Raw genomic sequence first — 14,299 nt, 5'->3', positions numbered from 1 at the left:
GAAAAAACGACACACCTTTGTGCGATAGTCAGGCTAACTGTGTCGGCCGAGAACTCCATAGATTTTGGAGGGTTGTTGCCTATTTGTGATGCAGGCTCATTCTCTGCGCATCTGATTGGTAGGTTTGGACAGTGGAAAACGCCCAAACACCCGACGAGGGCACGAAGTCTGTCGAAACGCCGGTAACGAAGCCCGCGAGCAGCACCCGGAAGCCGACTACGGCCCGTGGTTCTCAAGCAAAATCGTCTACCGCTAAGCCAACAACTCCTGCTACTCGTAAGCCCGCCGCCAAGAAGCCCGCCGCTCGCACGACGCCGGCCAACACTACAAGTAGTGCTGCCGCAAACGTTGATGCGTCAAATGTTGATGCGTCTGCCGGTGAGTCGCCGACCTCTCCGAAACCGTCGCCGACGACGGTGAAGAGCGCCGCGAGCAAGTCGACTGCCGCGAAGCCGACTCTAACCGCAACGAAGCGTGCTGCTGCGAAACCCGCCGCAGCCAAGTCGAGTGCCGCAAAGGCTGGTGCCGCAAAGGCTGGTGCAGCGAAGCCCAGTGCAGCGAAGCCCAGTGCCGCCAAGGCTGGTGTCGCCAAGACTGGTGCCGCTAGCGCTGCCGCAACGACGAGCCAAGCGGCTCGGGGCTCAACGGCGCCTAAGCCGACCGCACCGAAACCCACCGCACCCAAGCCGACCGCTCCGAAGCATGTTGCGTCGGAGACGGCTGCCCCCGACTCGGATGCTGTTGGAGCGGTCGACGTTGAGGCGCTCGTTGACGATCTTGTAATCGCTGAGAGCACCGAGGTCACGACGGATGCTGACAAGGCCGACGCGAGTGTCGTTGCCGATTCGCGCGCCCAGGGCGCCACCGCTGACGTTGCTGCAGAACCGGCAGCGGCGGATGACACCACTAGTGACGTTGAGAGCGACGCTGACGCGAAGGACGATTCTGACGCGAAGAGTGACTCTGACGCGGAAGACGACGCGGAGCCCGCGGCCGTAGAGCCCGCAGAGAAGCCGGATGCCGTACTCGCGGGACTCGCACGCCTGCGTGCCCTTGCATCGCAGTTCGCTGCGCCCGCAGCGGAAGCGGCCGAGAAAAAGGCGCTAGCCGAGAAGGCTGCCGCTGACAAGGCCGCAGCTGAGAAGGCAGAAGAAGACAAGCGTGAAGCCGAGCGGGTCGAAGCAGAGCGCGCCGAAGCTGAGACGGCTGAAGCAGAGAAGGCTGAAGCCGAACGTGTCGAGGCAGAGCGGGTCGCCGCTGACGAGGCTGCGGCTGAGGCAGCTGCTGCGGAAGCCGAAGCGCTGAAGGCCGATGGCGAGAACGCTGACGCTGAAACTGCTGAAGACCAGAAGCTCGCTGACGCTGATGCTGACGCTGAGCGCGCTGCCGAGTCCGAATCCGACTTCGCCGCCGACACAGCAGAGGCCGCGACCACGAGTGCCGCCAGCGACGACGCAGAACTTGAGTCCGAAACCGCGTTGGCGGCAACGACGGCTCCCGCGCCGGAACGCGCGGCAGCAGCCGAGGCGGAACCCACCGACGAAACCGCAACAGAGCCTGAGCTAGAACCTGCGGCTGCGAGCGACGCCCTGGTTGCGGTCGACGCCACTGTGGGCCACGGACTTGAAGCGACATCCAGCGACGTCGTATTGGAAGTCAGCGGATTGTCGAAGGGCTTCGGCGACACTGTCGCGGTTGATGACATTCGTTTGAGCGTGCGCGCGGGAGTGTTCTACGGAATTGTTGGCCCCAACGGCGCCGGTAAAACCACAACGCTCTCCATGATCACCGGTCTGCTGCGCCCCGACTCGGGAAGTGCCACCGTCAACGGAGTCGACGTGTGGGCGTCACCAGAAGTCGCCAAGCGCTCCATCGGCGTACTACCCGACCGCCTGCGCATTTTCGACCGCCTCACGGGTTCGCAACTGCTCTACTACTCGGGAGTGCTGCGCGGACTCGACGCCACCGAAGTGCGCAAGCGCTCCGCTGACCTCGCCACCGCCTTCGGCCTCGACGACGTCATGGGCCGCCTCGTAAGCGACTACTCGTCCGGGATGCTCAAGAAGGTCGCGCTCGCCGCAGCCATGATCCACTCGCCGCGCCTGCTCGTGCTCGACGAACCCTTCGAATCGGTTGACCCCGTTTCGGCGGCAACCGTCACCCGCATCCTCAAGCAGTATGTCGATGCCGGCGGCACCGTGCTGCTCTCCAGCCACCGCATGGAACTCGTTCAACGCGTCTGCAGCCATGTTGCCGTCATCGTCGAAGGACGACTGCTCGCCGACGGCACCATCGACGAAGTGCGCAATGGAATGTCGCTCGAAGACCGCTTCGTGCAGTTGACCGGCAAAAATTCCAGTGGGGGAGGGCTCGAGTGGTTGAGCAGTTTCTCCGACTGAGACTAACCATCCTGGCGAACGCGTTTCGCCGAGGACCGCTCGTAGCATCCGCCATGGGACTAGTGCTGATCTACAGCGCCGTCCTATTCGTGATGGCCATCCTTGCCGTTGCCGACCTGCGCAACACCACCCCCGAAGTTGCGGGAGCCACACTCGTCGTCTTCGGCTCCGCCGTTCTCCTCGGTTTTCTCGTGATGCCCCTGGGGTGGAACGCGGATGACGCACTCGACCCGCGCAGATTCTCCTACCTCCCCGTCACCCGCATCCGCCTCGCGCTGCTTCTGCTGCTCGCCGGTGCCGTCAGTATCCCCACGGTGATGCTGGCCGGGCTCGCCGTGGCGCAAGTCATCGCGTGGTCGGCAAGCCTCGCATCCGCCCTTATCGCCGTGCTGTCGGGAATCGTCGTATTCGTCACGGCCATTGTCGGAGCTCGACTCGCCAGCCTCATCGCGGCCCGCTACTTGAGCACCAGACGTTTGCGAGAAGGCTTCGGCATTGTCGCGATTGCTCTCGTGGTTGCCTCACTGCCCATCGCCGTCATGCTCGCTCTCGCCGACTACCAATCCCAAGTGTTGCCCGTGATTCGCCGGGTTGCCGCGGTGATGGAATGGACGCCCCTCGGCGTCGCGTTTAGCGCACCGGCCTCCGCAGCAGCCGGAGACAGCAGCGACGTTGTGGGCAAGCTCGCGATCGCGGTCGGCTTCCTGGCCGTTCTCGCAGCCTGCTGGTACTTCCTCTTGGGCTACGTGCTCTCTCGCCCTGAGCGCAGCGCCGTCGAAACGTACCGTTCGGGCCTCGGCTGGTTCCGCCTCATGCCGTCAACGCCACTGGGCGCCATCGCGGCACGAAGCCTCAGCTACTGGGCTCGGGATGCACGATATTTTGTCGCACTCGCCGCCATCCCCATCATCCCCATCGGAATGGTTGCCGCTCTTCTCGTCGGCGGCATCGGAGCCGACGTGATCGCGTGGATCCCCGTGCCCGTCATGTGCCTCTTCCTCGGCTGGAGTGCCCACAACGATGTTGCTCACGACAACACCGCACTCTGGACCCACGTCTCGGCCCACACCCGTGGCTCCGATGACCGGTGGGGGCGCATCGTGCCCAACTTGCTCGTGGGCATCCCGCTCGCCGTCGTCGGCAGCATCCTCACTGTTGTCATTGTCGGCAATGGAGAAGCGCTGCCTGGCCTCATCGGCCTCAGCCTCTGCTTGCTCTTCGCAGGGCTCGGCGTTTCCAGCATCAGCTCCGCAGCATTCCCCTACGCGGCACCACTGCCCGGCCACGGTGCGTTCATTCAGCCCCAAGCGCTCGTATCGAATGCGGCTACGGTGCAATCGTTTACCTTCGCGATCACCGTGCTGTTCGGATTGCCCGTGTTGGGCGTCGTCTTCTTCAACCCCTTCACCGACCTGCAACCACAGTGGGCAGCATTCATCGTGGGTGTAGCCCTCGGTCTTGTCGTGCTCGTCATCGGCGTGTACGGGGGTGGACGAATCATGGTCCGCCGCGGCCCCGAATTGCTCGCACTCTCCTCACAGAACTGACCCAGCACATCCCAAGCCACCTTTGCGGAAGCAAAGACAACGGCTTACGGCGACGGAAGTAGAATCGATCCATGGCTGACACCGATAGCACTGGCGGCGGAACCGACACGCTCGACCGCGAACTCGAAGAACTGCTCAACCAAGAGCAGGTTGAAGAGGGCGACCACGAGCGCTTCTCGCACTACGCACCCAAAAACAAGATCATGGAATCGGCGCTCTCGGGCAAGCCGATTCGTGCCCTGTGCGGAAAACTCTGGACCCCAGGCCGCGACCCCGAAAAGTTTCCCATCTGCCCGACCTGCAAAGAGGTCTACGAAAAGATGAAGGGCTAACGCTCGAGCTTTTCGCTCGGCACAGCCCTAGCGGTAGACCGTGGGCAGTACAGGTTCTCCGCGCGACAACCGGAACGCGGTTTGCGGCAGTTCTGACATGGCCGTTTCGCAGTGATCGCGGGCAGCGAGCGTGCCGCCATCACCGACCCACTGGTGATCGGCAATGCCTGCAGCCATGAGCGGAACGTTGAGGTCTCGGCCCTCGACATCCGGGCGTCCTTCGGACTCTTGATAGATCAGTTCCATGGATGCGACGCCATTGTCGAGAGCGCGCACCGCAGCCTTGTGACCGCCAATGGTGGCCTTCGCCGTCGACTTCTTGGCGACGGACACCCATTCGCCCGCATCGTTGTGGTGTGCGACAAGTTTGTAGACCATGCCGGCGGCGGGAAAACCTGAACCGGTGACCACGGAAGTGCCGACCCCGAATGAGTCGACAGGGGCGGCTCGCAACGCTGCGATCGCGTGTTCGTCGAGGTCGTTCGTCACGGTGATGCGTGTTTTCGTTGCTCCCAGCGAGTCCAGTTGGGCTCGAACGGCAGCGACTTGAACGGCAAGGTCACCAGAGTCGATGCGCACAGCGCCCAATCCGGTTCCGGCGACCTTCACGGCCAGCTCGACCGCAGTCTCGACGTCGTACGTGTCGACCAGGAGGGTTGTCGAGGGGCCGAGGGCGTCGACCTGCGCTTGGAATGCTTCTTCTTCGGAGTCGTGCAGCAGCGTGAACGAGTGCGCTGCGGTTCCCATCGTGGGCACGCCCCAACTGCGCCCTGCCTCAAGGTTGCTCGTTGCGCTGAAGCCGGCGATGTAGGCGGCGCGAGCGGATGCCACGGCAGAGCGTTCTCCAGTGCGGCGTGATCCCATCTCTGCGATGGGTCGCCCGTCGGCGGCAGACACCATGCGCGCAGCAGCGGAGGCGACAGCGGAATCGTAGTTCAGCACGCTTAACGCGAGTGTCTCCAGCAGCACAGCTTCGGCGAAGGAGCCCTCGACGGTGAGCACGGGGGAGCCCGGGAAGTAGGCGTCACCCTCCCGGTAACCACTGATATCGCCGGTGAAACGATAGTTGGCGAGCCAATCGATCGTGGTGGGGCTCACGATCGCATTGCGCGAAAGGAACCCGAGCTCGTCGTCGCCGAAACGGAACTGTTCGATGAGTTCGAGAAGGCGTCCGGTTCCGGCAACAACGCCGTAGCGGCGGCTGTCGGGAAGGCGGCGGGCAAACACTTCGAACACACACTGGCGTTCGTGGCGGCCACTGCCGATAGCGGCGTCGAGCATGGTCAGCTCGTATTGGTCTGTTAGCAGAGCGGTACTCACCCGACCAGAGTACGCGACAGTCCCTCAACGCTGTCGGGGAGAGTGTGGGCATCCACCACTACGATTGAAGACGTGACTGATGCACCTATTGGCGTTTTCGACTCTGGAGTCGGTGGCCTCACCGTAGCCCGAGCGATCATTGACCAGTTGCCGCACGAATCGATTCTGTATGTGGGCGACACTCTGCACTCGCCGTACGGCCCCAAGCCCATTGCCGATGTGCGTCGCTATTCGCTCGAAGTAATGGACCGCCTCGTTGACGACGGCGTGAAGTTGCTCGTGATCGCGTGCAACACGGCCTCCGCTGCAATGCTGCGGGATGCCCGCGAGCGGTACACCGAGGCGTACGGCATCGAAGTGGTCGAAGTGATCCAGCCCGCCACGAGGGCGGCAGTGCGTCAGACCCGCAATGGTCGCGTCGGAGTGATTGGCACCGAGGGCACGATCAAGTCGCGGGCCTACGAAGATGCCTTTGCTGCAGCATCCGGCATCGAATTGTTCACGCAGGCCTGCCCCCGTTTCGTCGAGTTCGTAGAAGCCGGCATCACAACCGGGCCAGAAGTTCTTGCTGTTGCCGAAGAGTATTTGGCGCCGCTCAAGGCTGCCGAGATCGACACTCTCGTGCTCGGCTGCACGCACTACCCACACATTTCGGCTGCGATTCAGTATGTGATGGGGCGGGATGTCACACTCGTCTCGAGTGCGGAAGAAACCGCCTACGACGTGTACAGCACTCTCGTCGCTCACAACTTGCTGCGCGAATCCACGGCACCCGCTCGTCATGCCTTCGAAGCGACAGGCCCAGACAAACAGGGCTTCACCAGTCTGGCCTCCCGTTTCATGGGGCCGAACATTGTGCGCGTCGAAACTTTTGAGACCGGTGCGATCAGCCTGCCACCGCTTTCGTAGCGAGCACCCCACCACTTACGAACACCAGACTTCACCGATAGACCGATAGAGAGTAGAAACATGACCCGTCACGATGGCCGCGAAAACAACGAACTGCGCGAAGTAACAATTGAGCGTGGATGGAGCGACCAGGCTGAGGGTTCAGCACTAATCTCCTTCGGTAAGACCAAGGTGCTGTGCACGGCATCCTTCACCAATGGTGTTCCGCGCTGGATGGCAGGCAAGGGCAAAGGCTGGGTTACGGCCGAGTACTCGATGCTTCCGCGCAGCACGAACAGCCGCATGGACCGCGAAGCCGTCAAGGGCAAGGTCGGCGGACGCACCCACGAAATCTCCCGCCTCATTGGTCGCAGCCTTCGCGCTGTCGTCGACATGAAGGCGCTCGGCGAGAACACGATCGTGATCGACTGCGACGTTCTCCAGGCCGACGGCGGAACCCGCACGGCAGCGATCACGGGTGCGTACATCGCGCTCGCTGACGCCATCGAGTGGGGCCGTGAGAAGAAGTTCATCGGCAAGAACTCGAAGGCTCTCTTCGATTCGCTCGCCGCAGTGAGCGTCGGAATCATCGACGGTGAGCCCATGCTCGACCTCGCCTACGTCGAAGACGTGCGCGCCGAGACCGACATGAACGTTGTCGTCACCGGTCGCGGTCTCTTCGTTGAAGTTCAGGGCACCGCCGAAGGCGCCCCCTTCGACCGTAGCGAACTCGACTCGCTGCTCGACCTCGCTCTCGCGGGCGGCACGCAGCTCACCGCGATTCAAGCCGCCACTCTCGGCCAGAGCAGCACCACCCTCACTGGCGCGTAGTCGTGCGCATCGTTCTCGCCACCCACAACGCCCACAAAGTTGCTGAGCTGCGCCGCATCCTTGGCCCAGCGCTCGACGGCCTCGAGCTCGTCGCCTACGACGGCCCTGAGCCGCTTGAAGACGGCGACACGTTCCAAGCCAACGCGCTGATCAAAGCGCGGGCCGCAGCTGCCCACACCGGGCTGCCGGCGCTCGCAGACGATTCCGGAATCTGTGTTGACGCGCTGGGCGGTGCCCCCGGCATCCACTCGGCTCGGTATGCGGGCACCCGCAACGACGTCGACAACCTTGAACTTCTGCTGGCCAACATGGTTGGGGCGGATGACCGCGCCGCCCAGTTCGCGTGTGCGGCAGCGTTCGTGGTGCCGGCCGGTGTTGCTGGCACAGCCGACTCTGCTGGCGCAGCCGACGCTGCTGGTGCCTCCACAGCAGAGGTTCACGAGTTCGTGGAGCTCGCACTCTGGCCGGGCACCGTGGCAACCGAGCGGAGCGGAACTGAAGGCTTCGGCTACGATCCGATTTTTTGTCCGGATGGCCAGCCGGGAACATCCGCCGACCTCACCTCTGACCAGAAGGATGCGCTCAGTCACCGCGCTCAGGCATTCGCCGCGATCATGCCGATCGTGCGCACTCAGCTGCTTGGCAACTAGTCGTCGCCTGCCGATCAACGGCGAGTATGTGCGCTGCGGTCTCGGCGTCGAGCGCAACAACGTAGGGTTGAGGCGTGTCTGAACATGATGATCCCCACGCAGTAGATCTTGAACTCCCCATCGCAGCCCGCATTACGGCCGCGAGCGAACGCCATGGCGAAGCCGTCATTGTCGAACGTGCCGTCTCTCTTATCGAGGGCAACAACGAGGGCAAAGAGTTCCTGCTGATTGTCGGCGGTGAGCATGCTCAAGGCATCCTCGATGGCGCTCCGGTGCTCTACTGGCCTGAGCTGTGGGGAACGCGCGCGCTACTGCACGCCTGGAACGACAGTGCTGCGGATGCCGTACGCGCCGCTCTCAGTAACCAAGCGTGGCGTGTGCGCGAGATGGCAACGCGTGTTGTTGCTACTCGTCGACTCGACGCTCGCGAGCAGCTTCTGGCGCTCCTGACGGACGACACTGCCCGCGTTCGCGCCTCGGCAGCTCGCGCCCTCGGAACGGTCGGTTCGCTCGACGTTGTGGAGACGCTCTCCGAGCTCGTGAAAGACGAAGACATTGAGGTCCGTCGCGCTGCTCAGCAGGCCGTGACCGCCATCCGTAAGCGTTCGCCTCAGGAGTAGCGGCTTCTGGCCTAATCGTTGAAGTCTTGGTTGAAGTCTTTGGGGTGCAGGGCTAGCTTTTCTGCTTCGGCATCGTCGAGAGCCTCGGCGCGGCCAGTTTCCCGCGCCTTTTTCGCTTTGTAGGACGAGCGGAAGTAGTGGTACGCCGTCGGTAGCACGGTGAGGGTCACAGCGGCGAGCAGGATCAGGTCGATGTACTCGACGATGAAATCGCTAAGCCAGGGAATGTAGCCGAGCAAGTAGCCGCCGAAGGTGAGCCCAGAGCCCCAGATGAGAGCGCCGATCGCGTTGTAGAGCGAGTACTTGCGGTAGTCCATGTGGCCAACGCCCGCCGCGACCGGTGCGAACGTGCGCACGATCGGCACGAAGCGCGCCATGATGACGGCGAGACCGCCGAAGCGGGTGAAGAAGGCATTGGTGCGTTTGACGTTTTCGACGCTAAAGAGACCTGTCTCTTTGCGTTCAAAGATCTTGGGGCCCACTTTGTGCCCAATGAGATAACCGACCTCACCGCCGAGGAAGGCGGCAAGGCTTACCGCCAAACAGACCCACCAAATGTCGTATTCGATGACGCCGGCGAAGGTGAGAACGCCGGTGATGAGAAGCAGAGTATCGCCAGGAAGAAAGAATCCGACGAGGAGCCCGGTCTCGGCAAAAACGATGAAGGCAACGCCCAGCAGCGCGAAGGCCCCAAAACCGGTGATCAGGTTTTGGGGATCGAGCCAAGGGATAAGGGCGGTGCCTACCAAGGGGGTTCTCCAGAATCGTCGGCTAGGTGCGCGTAGTCGGCGACGTTAGCTATGTACGTCACAGAGTAACGCGTGCTGGAGGGGCCTCGCTGTGGGGGATACCCCCGGTTCTGCGTAAAACTGCGTATTCTTGCTTTCCTAAGGAAAGTAACTATCAAGGAGTGGGAATGAGTCTCGAACACAGCACCGATCATGACCATGTGCACCTGGGTAACGTTTTCTCGGCCACGTGTCCGTGCCGCGATTTGCTGGATGTCGTCGCGAGCAAGTGGTCAGCCCTCGCGATCGGTGCCCTCTTAGGTGGTCGGATGCGCTTCGGTGAACTTCAGCGTCACCTCGATGGAATTTCGCCGAAGGTGCTCACGAGCACGCTGCGCAAGCTCGAAGACTACGGAATCGTCGATCGCGAAGTCTTTGCCGAGGTTCCTCTTCGCGTGGAATACACCCTGACCCCACTCGGCCACGAAGCGGGTGTTCCTCTCGAGGCATTGCGGGTCTGGGCCGAGTCACAACTCGAGCACGCGCAGCGCACTGAGGCAGCGCGCGCCCTCGTCTAGACACTTACCTCGGGGTAACTTGCCTCCCTTGCGGGTCACCACTATGAGCGGTTTAGCGTGGTGGCACACGCTAGCGATCACGCAAAGGACCCCATGAACACGTCAGCTCCCTCCCCCTTCAGTATCGGCTCAGTAGCCCCCGCCGTCATCACCCGCACTGGCGGATCGATTGAGAGCGAGGGAAGCCTGGTCGACGCAGAACTGACCGTTGACGCACCGACCGGCCGCGACATCCTCGTGGAAGTTGCTGCAGTTTCGGTCAACCCCGTTGATGTGAAAGTGCGGGTTGGCGGAGAAGTAGCCGATCGTGTTCTCGGCTGGGATGCCTCCGGTGTTGTTGCCGCTGTTGGCCCCGACGTGACACTCTTCCAGCCGGGCGATGAGGTTTGGTACGCCGGCGACATCACTCGCCCCGGAACCTATTCGCGGATGCACCTGGTCGATGAGCGCATCGTCGGCCGCAAGCCGTCGAGCCTGAGCCACGCTGAAGCGGCAGCAATGCCGCTGACGACCATCACCGCCTACGAGGCGCTCTTTCACAAGCTCAAGCTCACGAGCGCCAGCACGGGCACTTTGCTCGTTCTGGGAGCCGCTGGGGGAGTGGGATCGATCCTCATCCAACTCGCCAAGGAACTGACCGGCGTGCGCGTGATCGCCACCGCGTCGCGTGACGAAACCCGAGCCTGGGTCACCGAAATGGGGGCGGATGCTGTGGTCAACCACCGTGGCGACCTCGCGGCCAACGTCGCCGAAGTGGCGCCAGAGGGCGTGGACTGGGTCTTCACGTCGCAAACAGGCAAGAACCTGCCCGCGATCGTGGAACTGCTCAAGCCCTTCGGCGAGATCGTGGCCATCGACGACGAGGCCGGGCTCGACCTGCTGTCGCTTAAGGCAAAGGCGCTCAGCTGGCACTGGGAACTCATGTTCACTCGCTCAGCCCAGCACACCGCCGACATGGTGCTGCAGCACGAACTGCTGGGCGAAGTTGCAGACCTCGTGGATGCCGGACGCATCCACACCACCCTCACGCACACGTTCAGCCCGCTCAATGCAGAACAGCTGCGGGCCGCGCACGCACTAGTGGAAACCGGCGGCGCCATCGGCAAGACGGTAGTCGCTGTCTGAGTGAGCACTACGCAGAGTGCTCTATGTGGTGCGGAAGGCGGGACTTGAACCCGCACGCTCGAAAGCACAGGAACCTAAATCCTGCGTGTATACCAATTTCACCACTCCCGCTGGCCGGATTATCTTATCGCGACTGGAGCGGTTGTGTTTGCGCCTATGGGATTGCTTCAACTTTGCTGTGCACACCCTGCTTCGGCCCCGCCATCCTCGTGTTTTAGGGGAAGGAGGGTGTAATTTATGAAGTGTCTTCCCTATGGAGACGATGTCCGCGATTGCGCCTTCCAAGAGCCCTGTGAGCCACAGCTAGCGCATCGCACGAAGCAAGGAGAGCGACATTACCGTTCACGAGCTCCAATCGAGCCTGTTCACCCTCGACTCGGCTACTGCCGAAGCGATCCGTACCGCTGCCGAGCGCATTACTGCGCACCCTAATGAGAACCCGGATGACTTCGGTCGCCAAGCTCTCGCTGCAGCGTTCAGTTTGCCTGAAGAGGTCCGTGCGGCTGTTTTGAATTTTGCTGAGGTCGGTTCCGAAGCCGGCATCATGGTTGTGCGTGGCCTGTATGTCGACGAAGACCTTACAGATACTCCGCTCGACAACAAGAGCGGCCTGGGCGCCGCCACCATCTTCGCGAAAGAAATGGGCATGCTTGCTCACCTCCTCGGCAGCATGGTTGCCTACGAGGCTGAGGGCAACGGCCACCTCATCCAAGACATGGTCCCCAACCCGAAGCTTGCGGTAACCCAGCAGTCGCAGGGCTCGAAAGTGGAGCTCGAAGCTCACACCGAGCAGTGCTTCTCTGACTTCAAGCCTGACTACGTGATCCTCGGTGCCCTTCGTGGTGACGAGAACGCGAAGACGTATGCATTCTCGGGTCGCAAGCTTGTTGCCCAAATGACTCCTGAAGAGGTTGCCAAGCTGCGCCAGCCGCTGTGGGCAACCACGATCGACGAGTCGTTCCAGCCGTACATTCCCCGCCCGGATGCCGTTCGTGGCCCGTTCCCGATCATCACTGGCCCAGAAGACGACCCGTACATCCTCGTTGACCAGGACCTCATGCACGGCATCACCGCAGAAGCTCAGCGTCTGCTCGGCAAGGTCGTCGAGACCTACATCGAGCACCGCGACGCACACGTGCTGCAGCCGGGCGACCTGCTGATGCTCGACAACCTGCGCGCCATGCACGGTCGTTCGATGTATGCCCCTCGCTTCGATGGCAAGGACCGCTTCATTGCGCGTGGCTTCGTCGTGCGCGACCGCCGCAAGCTCTGGCCACAGCTGCTCGAAGACCGCCGCACCCTCGCTGCGGTTCACAGCTAAGAGGCTCAGCGCAAACTAGCTAGTTCGTAACGACGCGGGTCGTCTGCTCCGGCAGGCGGCCCGCGTTTGTGCGTTTTGGGGTGATGGAGAGGAAGAGCGCGGCGACGGCGAGCAGCTGCCCGAGAATGCTGAGCAGCATGCCGGGGCTCGCGGCATCACCGCCACTGACGAAGAAGGTATCGGCCAGCCCCATGCCCATCGAGAAGCCGGCGAACCAGTGGAAGAAGATCGCAACGCTCAGAATTACGCAACTAAGGATGAGCATCCCGCGCACGGTGATGATATTCGCGAAAGTGGGCAACGCCGTGAGGCCCGCGAAAGCGAGTGCGACGAGGGGCCAAAAAATGGCCCAAATCCAAGGGAACGGGTCGGGCCCGAGTTCTCCCGCCGCGGTCATGGCTGCGTAGATCTCGTCAAGCGTGAGCCCGGGAGCTTTGGTCAGCGGATTCCAGATAAAGATATTCAGTATTCCGATCGTGACTACGGCCATCATCGCCACGACGGTACCGGTGCTGATCAACAATCGCGTTCGACGTGAGAGCGGCGCGGTCGCCGGCGGATCGAGAGTGTAGCGGCGGTCGCCGGCCGTCTCTGCGGTGGTCTCTCGCGCAGGCTGTGAACGAGCGCTGCATCCGGCTTTGATCGCGAACCCCGTCATGACCACGGCGAAGGTGAGCAGCACGATCGCAAAAACTCCGACCGCGGCGCCAACGACGGCGACTAAGACGGGAAACTCTGCCGGAGCTGTGCCGACTGCGCCGTAGGCGCCGAAGAAGAACTGATTAGCGCCCAGAAGTCCAGCGCTGAGATAGGCGGCGGTAGCCCACCGCGCGAAACGTGACGAGGGTGACGAAAACGAAGTCATGGCGACACTCTAAGCCAGCGGCATCCGAAATCAAGGATTATTCAGTCGAGGGGTGAGCCGGGCAATATGCCCACCCTCTCGGCTGAGATCGTTAGCGCTTGTGGCGTCCGCGGAGTCGTGCGAAGAGGCCCTGCGGTGCCGGCGCTGGTGCCGGAGTGTCAGTTTCGTCTTCGCTGGCACCGGGAAGGATGCGCAGGATGTTCATGAGGCTCAGCGCCGCAAGGAGTGCGTGTGCTGCAGTGGGTAACGTCTCGGCAATCGCCGAAAGTTCCTTCGCCGACAGCGGTGCATGGCTCAGGATCGAGGTCATGCGCAGCTGGTCAGCATCGTGCGGAAGGTTGGTGATATTCGGCCAGCGACGCAGACGGTAGCGGGCACCATCGACGAGCCACGGTGCGGGAGTGTGAGCGTAACCGGTGTTGCCGATCATCCACAGCAGCGGGTTGAGGTCGAAACCGGCACCCGTGGGCATAATCACTTCTTCGCGGATGTGGCTACGCACGTTGATGCTGACCGGGTGCGTCGGGAAGTCGGTGATTTCAGCTTTCCACCAGTAGGCGCGCTCGTTCACATCGATGACGAGCATCGGGAAGCTGGATGAGGTGATCGCCAAAACGGTCGGTTGCGCGCTGCTCGAGGCGATCTTGATTGCCTCAGCAACCTGCGCCCACTCTGAAACGAGAATCGACGGATCGAAGTCGTCATTCGAGGGCTCGCCCATGAAGCCGACAGTCGGGTCGCCGGCGGTAGCCGAGTCAACGGCCTGTTCGGGCATGGGGGCTTCGAGCTGGCGGAGCGTGCTCGCCAAGGTCGGCTCCGGTGTCGTTTCGCGGCCGATCGGCGTCGTCGCGGTGGCGGGCTGGACGTGATCGTCGAGCTCGTCGTCGGTGGGGTCGGCAAAGTCGACATCGACCAGCTGGTGCACGAGCGGTGCGCGTGCTCCAGAGATCTGGTCAGTCCAGGTGTGGTTATCCCACCAGCGCAGCTGGGGGAGGCCAAGCGGGTCGGGGTACCAGCCGGCGGGGATGTTGGTTGCGTATGTAGTCATCTTCACGCCTCCTGCGTGAATTGGTGTGCGGTGCCGAGGGTGCATCG

14 protein-coding genes and 1 tRNA gene are annotated in these 14,299 nt (G+C 62.4%); 10 read left to right on the top strand and 5 right to left on the bottom strand.

Going from position 1 to position 14,299, the window contains the following annotated elements; genetic code table 11:
• The first annotated feature begins 131 nt into the window (after nt 1-131).
• The 3 genes from I6E73_RS14880 (at nt 132) to I6E73_RS10205 (ending at nt 4,278) form a co-directional block, all read left to right on the top strand.
• Nucleotides 132-2,399, top strand: coding sequence for an ATP-binding cassette domain-containing protein (locus I6E73_RS14880; RefSeq protein ID WP_307784288.1), 2,268 nt, complete (start codon nt 132-134; stop codon nt 2,397-2,399).
• A 53-nt stretch (nt 2,400-2,452) separates the two neighbouring features.
• On the top strand, nt 2,453-3,946 hold the full coding sequence (locus tag I6E73_RS10210; RefSeq protein ID WP_197125335.1) for a hypothetical protein: 1,494 nt from the start codon (nt 2,453-2,455) through the stop codon (nt 3,944-3,946).
• Between the two features lie 71 nt (nt 3,947-4,017).
• On the top strand, nt 4,018-4,278 hold the full coding sequence (locus I6E73_RS10205; RefSeq protein ID WP_197107289.1) for a DUF3039 domain-containing protein: 261 nt from the start codon (nt 4,018-4,020) through the stop codon (nt 4,276-4,278).
• Between the two features lie 27 nt (nt 4,279-4,305).
• Here I6E73_RS10205 and I6E73_RS10200 read toward each other — a convergent pair whose 3' ends face one another.
• Entirely contained in the window at nt 4,306-5,559 is a 1,254-nt protein-coding gene (locus I6E73_RS10200) for a nicotinate phosphoribosyltransferase (protein ID WP_197126274.1), read from the bottom strand.
• A 111-nt stretch (nt 5,560-5,670) separates the two neighbouring features.
• Between I6E73_RS10200 and murI the strand changes: the two genes are divergently transcribed.
• The 4 genes from murI to I6E73_RS14875 all read left to right on the top strand — a co-directional run bounded on the left by murI (nt 5,671) and on the right by I6E73_RS14875 (nt 8,587).
• The gene (gene murI / locus I6E73_RS10195) at nt 5,671-6,507 is read left to right on the top strand and encodes a glutamate racemase (RefSeq protein WP_197125334.1); all 837 of its coding nucleotides are present in this window, start codon (nt 5,671-5,673) and stop codon (nt 6,505-6,507) included.
• Between the two features lie 60 nt (nt 6,508-6,567).
• On the top strand, nt 6,568-7,317 hold the full coding sequence (gene rph, locus I6E73_RS10190) for a ribonuclease PH (RefSeq protein ID WP_197107287.1): 750 nt from the start codon (nt 6,568-6,570) through the stop codon (nt 7,315-7,317).
• Nucleotides 7,318-7,319: 2 nt separating this feature from the next.
• Nucleotides 7,320-7,967 (top strand): non-canonical purine NTP pyrophosphatase, encoded by a 648-nt coding sequence (locus I6E73_RS10185; protein ID WP_197125333.1) that lies wholly within the window; start codon nt 7,320-7,322, stop codon nt 7,965-7,967.
• Nucleotides 7,968-8,041: 74 nt separating this feature from the next.
• Nucleotides 8,042-8,587, top strand: a complete 546-nt coding sequence (locus I6E73_RS14875) for a HEAT repeat domain-containing protein (protein ID WP_197125332.1) — start codon at nt 8,042-8,044, stop codon at nt 8,585-8,587.
• A gap of 11 nt (nt 8,588-8,598) precedes the next feature.
• On the opposite strand, the gene I6E73_RS10175 is transcribed toward I6E73_RS14875, so the two are convergent.
• Nucleotides 8,599-9,336: a DedA family protein gene (locus I6E73_RS10175; RefSeq protein ID WP_197125331.1), complete on the bottom strand. Its 738-nt coding sequence runs from the start codon at nt 9,334-9,336 to the stop codon at nt 8,599-8,601.
• A gap of 167 nt (nt 9,337-9,503) precedes the next feature.
• Between I6E73_RS10175 and I6E73_RS10170 the strand changes: the two genes are divergently transcribed.
• Together I6E73_RS10170 and I6E73_RS10165 are read left to right on the top strand one after the other, a co-directional pair.
• Nucleotides 9,504-9,893, top strand: a complete 390-nt coding sequence (locus I6E73_RS10170; protein WP_197125330.1) for a helix-turn-helix domain-containing protein — start codon at nt 9,504-9,506, stop codon at nt 9,891-9,893.
• A gap of 93 nt (nt 9,894-9,986) precedes the next feature.
• Nucleotides 9,987-11,018 (top strand): zinc-binding alcohol dehydrogenase family protein, encoded by a 1,032-nt coding sequence (locus I6E73_RS10165; RefSeq protein ID WP_197125328.1) that lies wholly within the window; start codon nt 9,987-9,989, stop codon nt 11,016-11,018.
• 26 nt (nt 11,019-11,044) lie between these two features.
• On the opposite strand, the gene I6E73_RS10160 is transcribed toward I6E73_RS10165, so the two are convergent.
• A tRNA-Leu gene (locus tag I6E73_RS10160) sits at nt 11,045-11,129 on the bottom strand.
• 397 nt (nt 11,130-11,526) lie between these two features.
• Here I6E73_RS10160 and I6E73_RS10155 point away from each other — a divergent pair.
• Nucleotides 11,527-12,339, top strand: a complete 813-nt coding sequence (locus I6E73_RS10155; RefSeq protein ID WP_197110225.1) for a TauD/TfdA family dioxygenase — start codon at nt 11,527-11,529, stop codon at nt 12,337-12,339.
• 19 nt (nt 12,340-12,358) lie between these two features.
• Here I6E73_RS10155 and I6E73_RS10150 read toward each other — a convergent pair whose 3' ends face one another.
• Nucleotides 12,359-13,204 carry a hypothetical protein gene (locus I6E73_RS10150; protein WP_197125326.1) on the bottom strand — a complete coding sequence of 282 codons (846 nt, stop codon included), beginning with the start codon at nt 13,202-13,204 and terminating at the stop codon, nt 12,359-12,361.
• 91 nt (nt 13,205-13,295) lie between these two features.
• Nucleotides 13,296-14,252 carry a DUF2510 domain-containing protein gene (locus I6E73_RS10145; protein ID WP_197110223.1) on the bottom strand — a complete coding sequence of 319 codons (957 nt, stop codon included), beginning with the start codon at nt 14,250-14,252 and terminating at the stop codon, nt 13,296-13,298.
• Nucleotides 14,253-14,299 lie beyond the last annotated feature (47 nt).

The sequence above is a fragment of the Salinibacterium sp. SWN248 genome (assembly GCF_015864575.1).
Classification (GTDB): Bacteria; Actinomycetota; Actinomycetes; order Actinomycetales; family Microbacteriaceae; genus Rhodoglobus.
The sequence above is the reverse complement of the archived record's forward strand: the minus strand, read 5'-3'. Positions and strand labels throughout refer to the sequence as shown.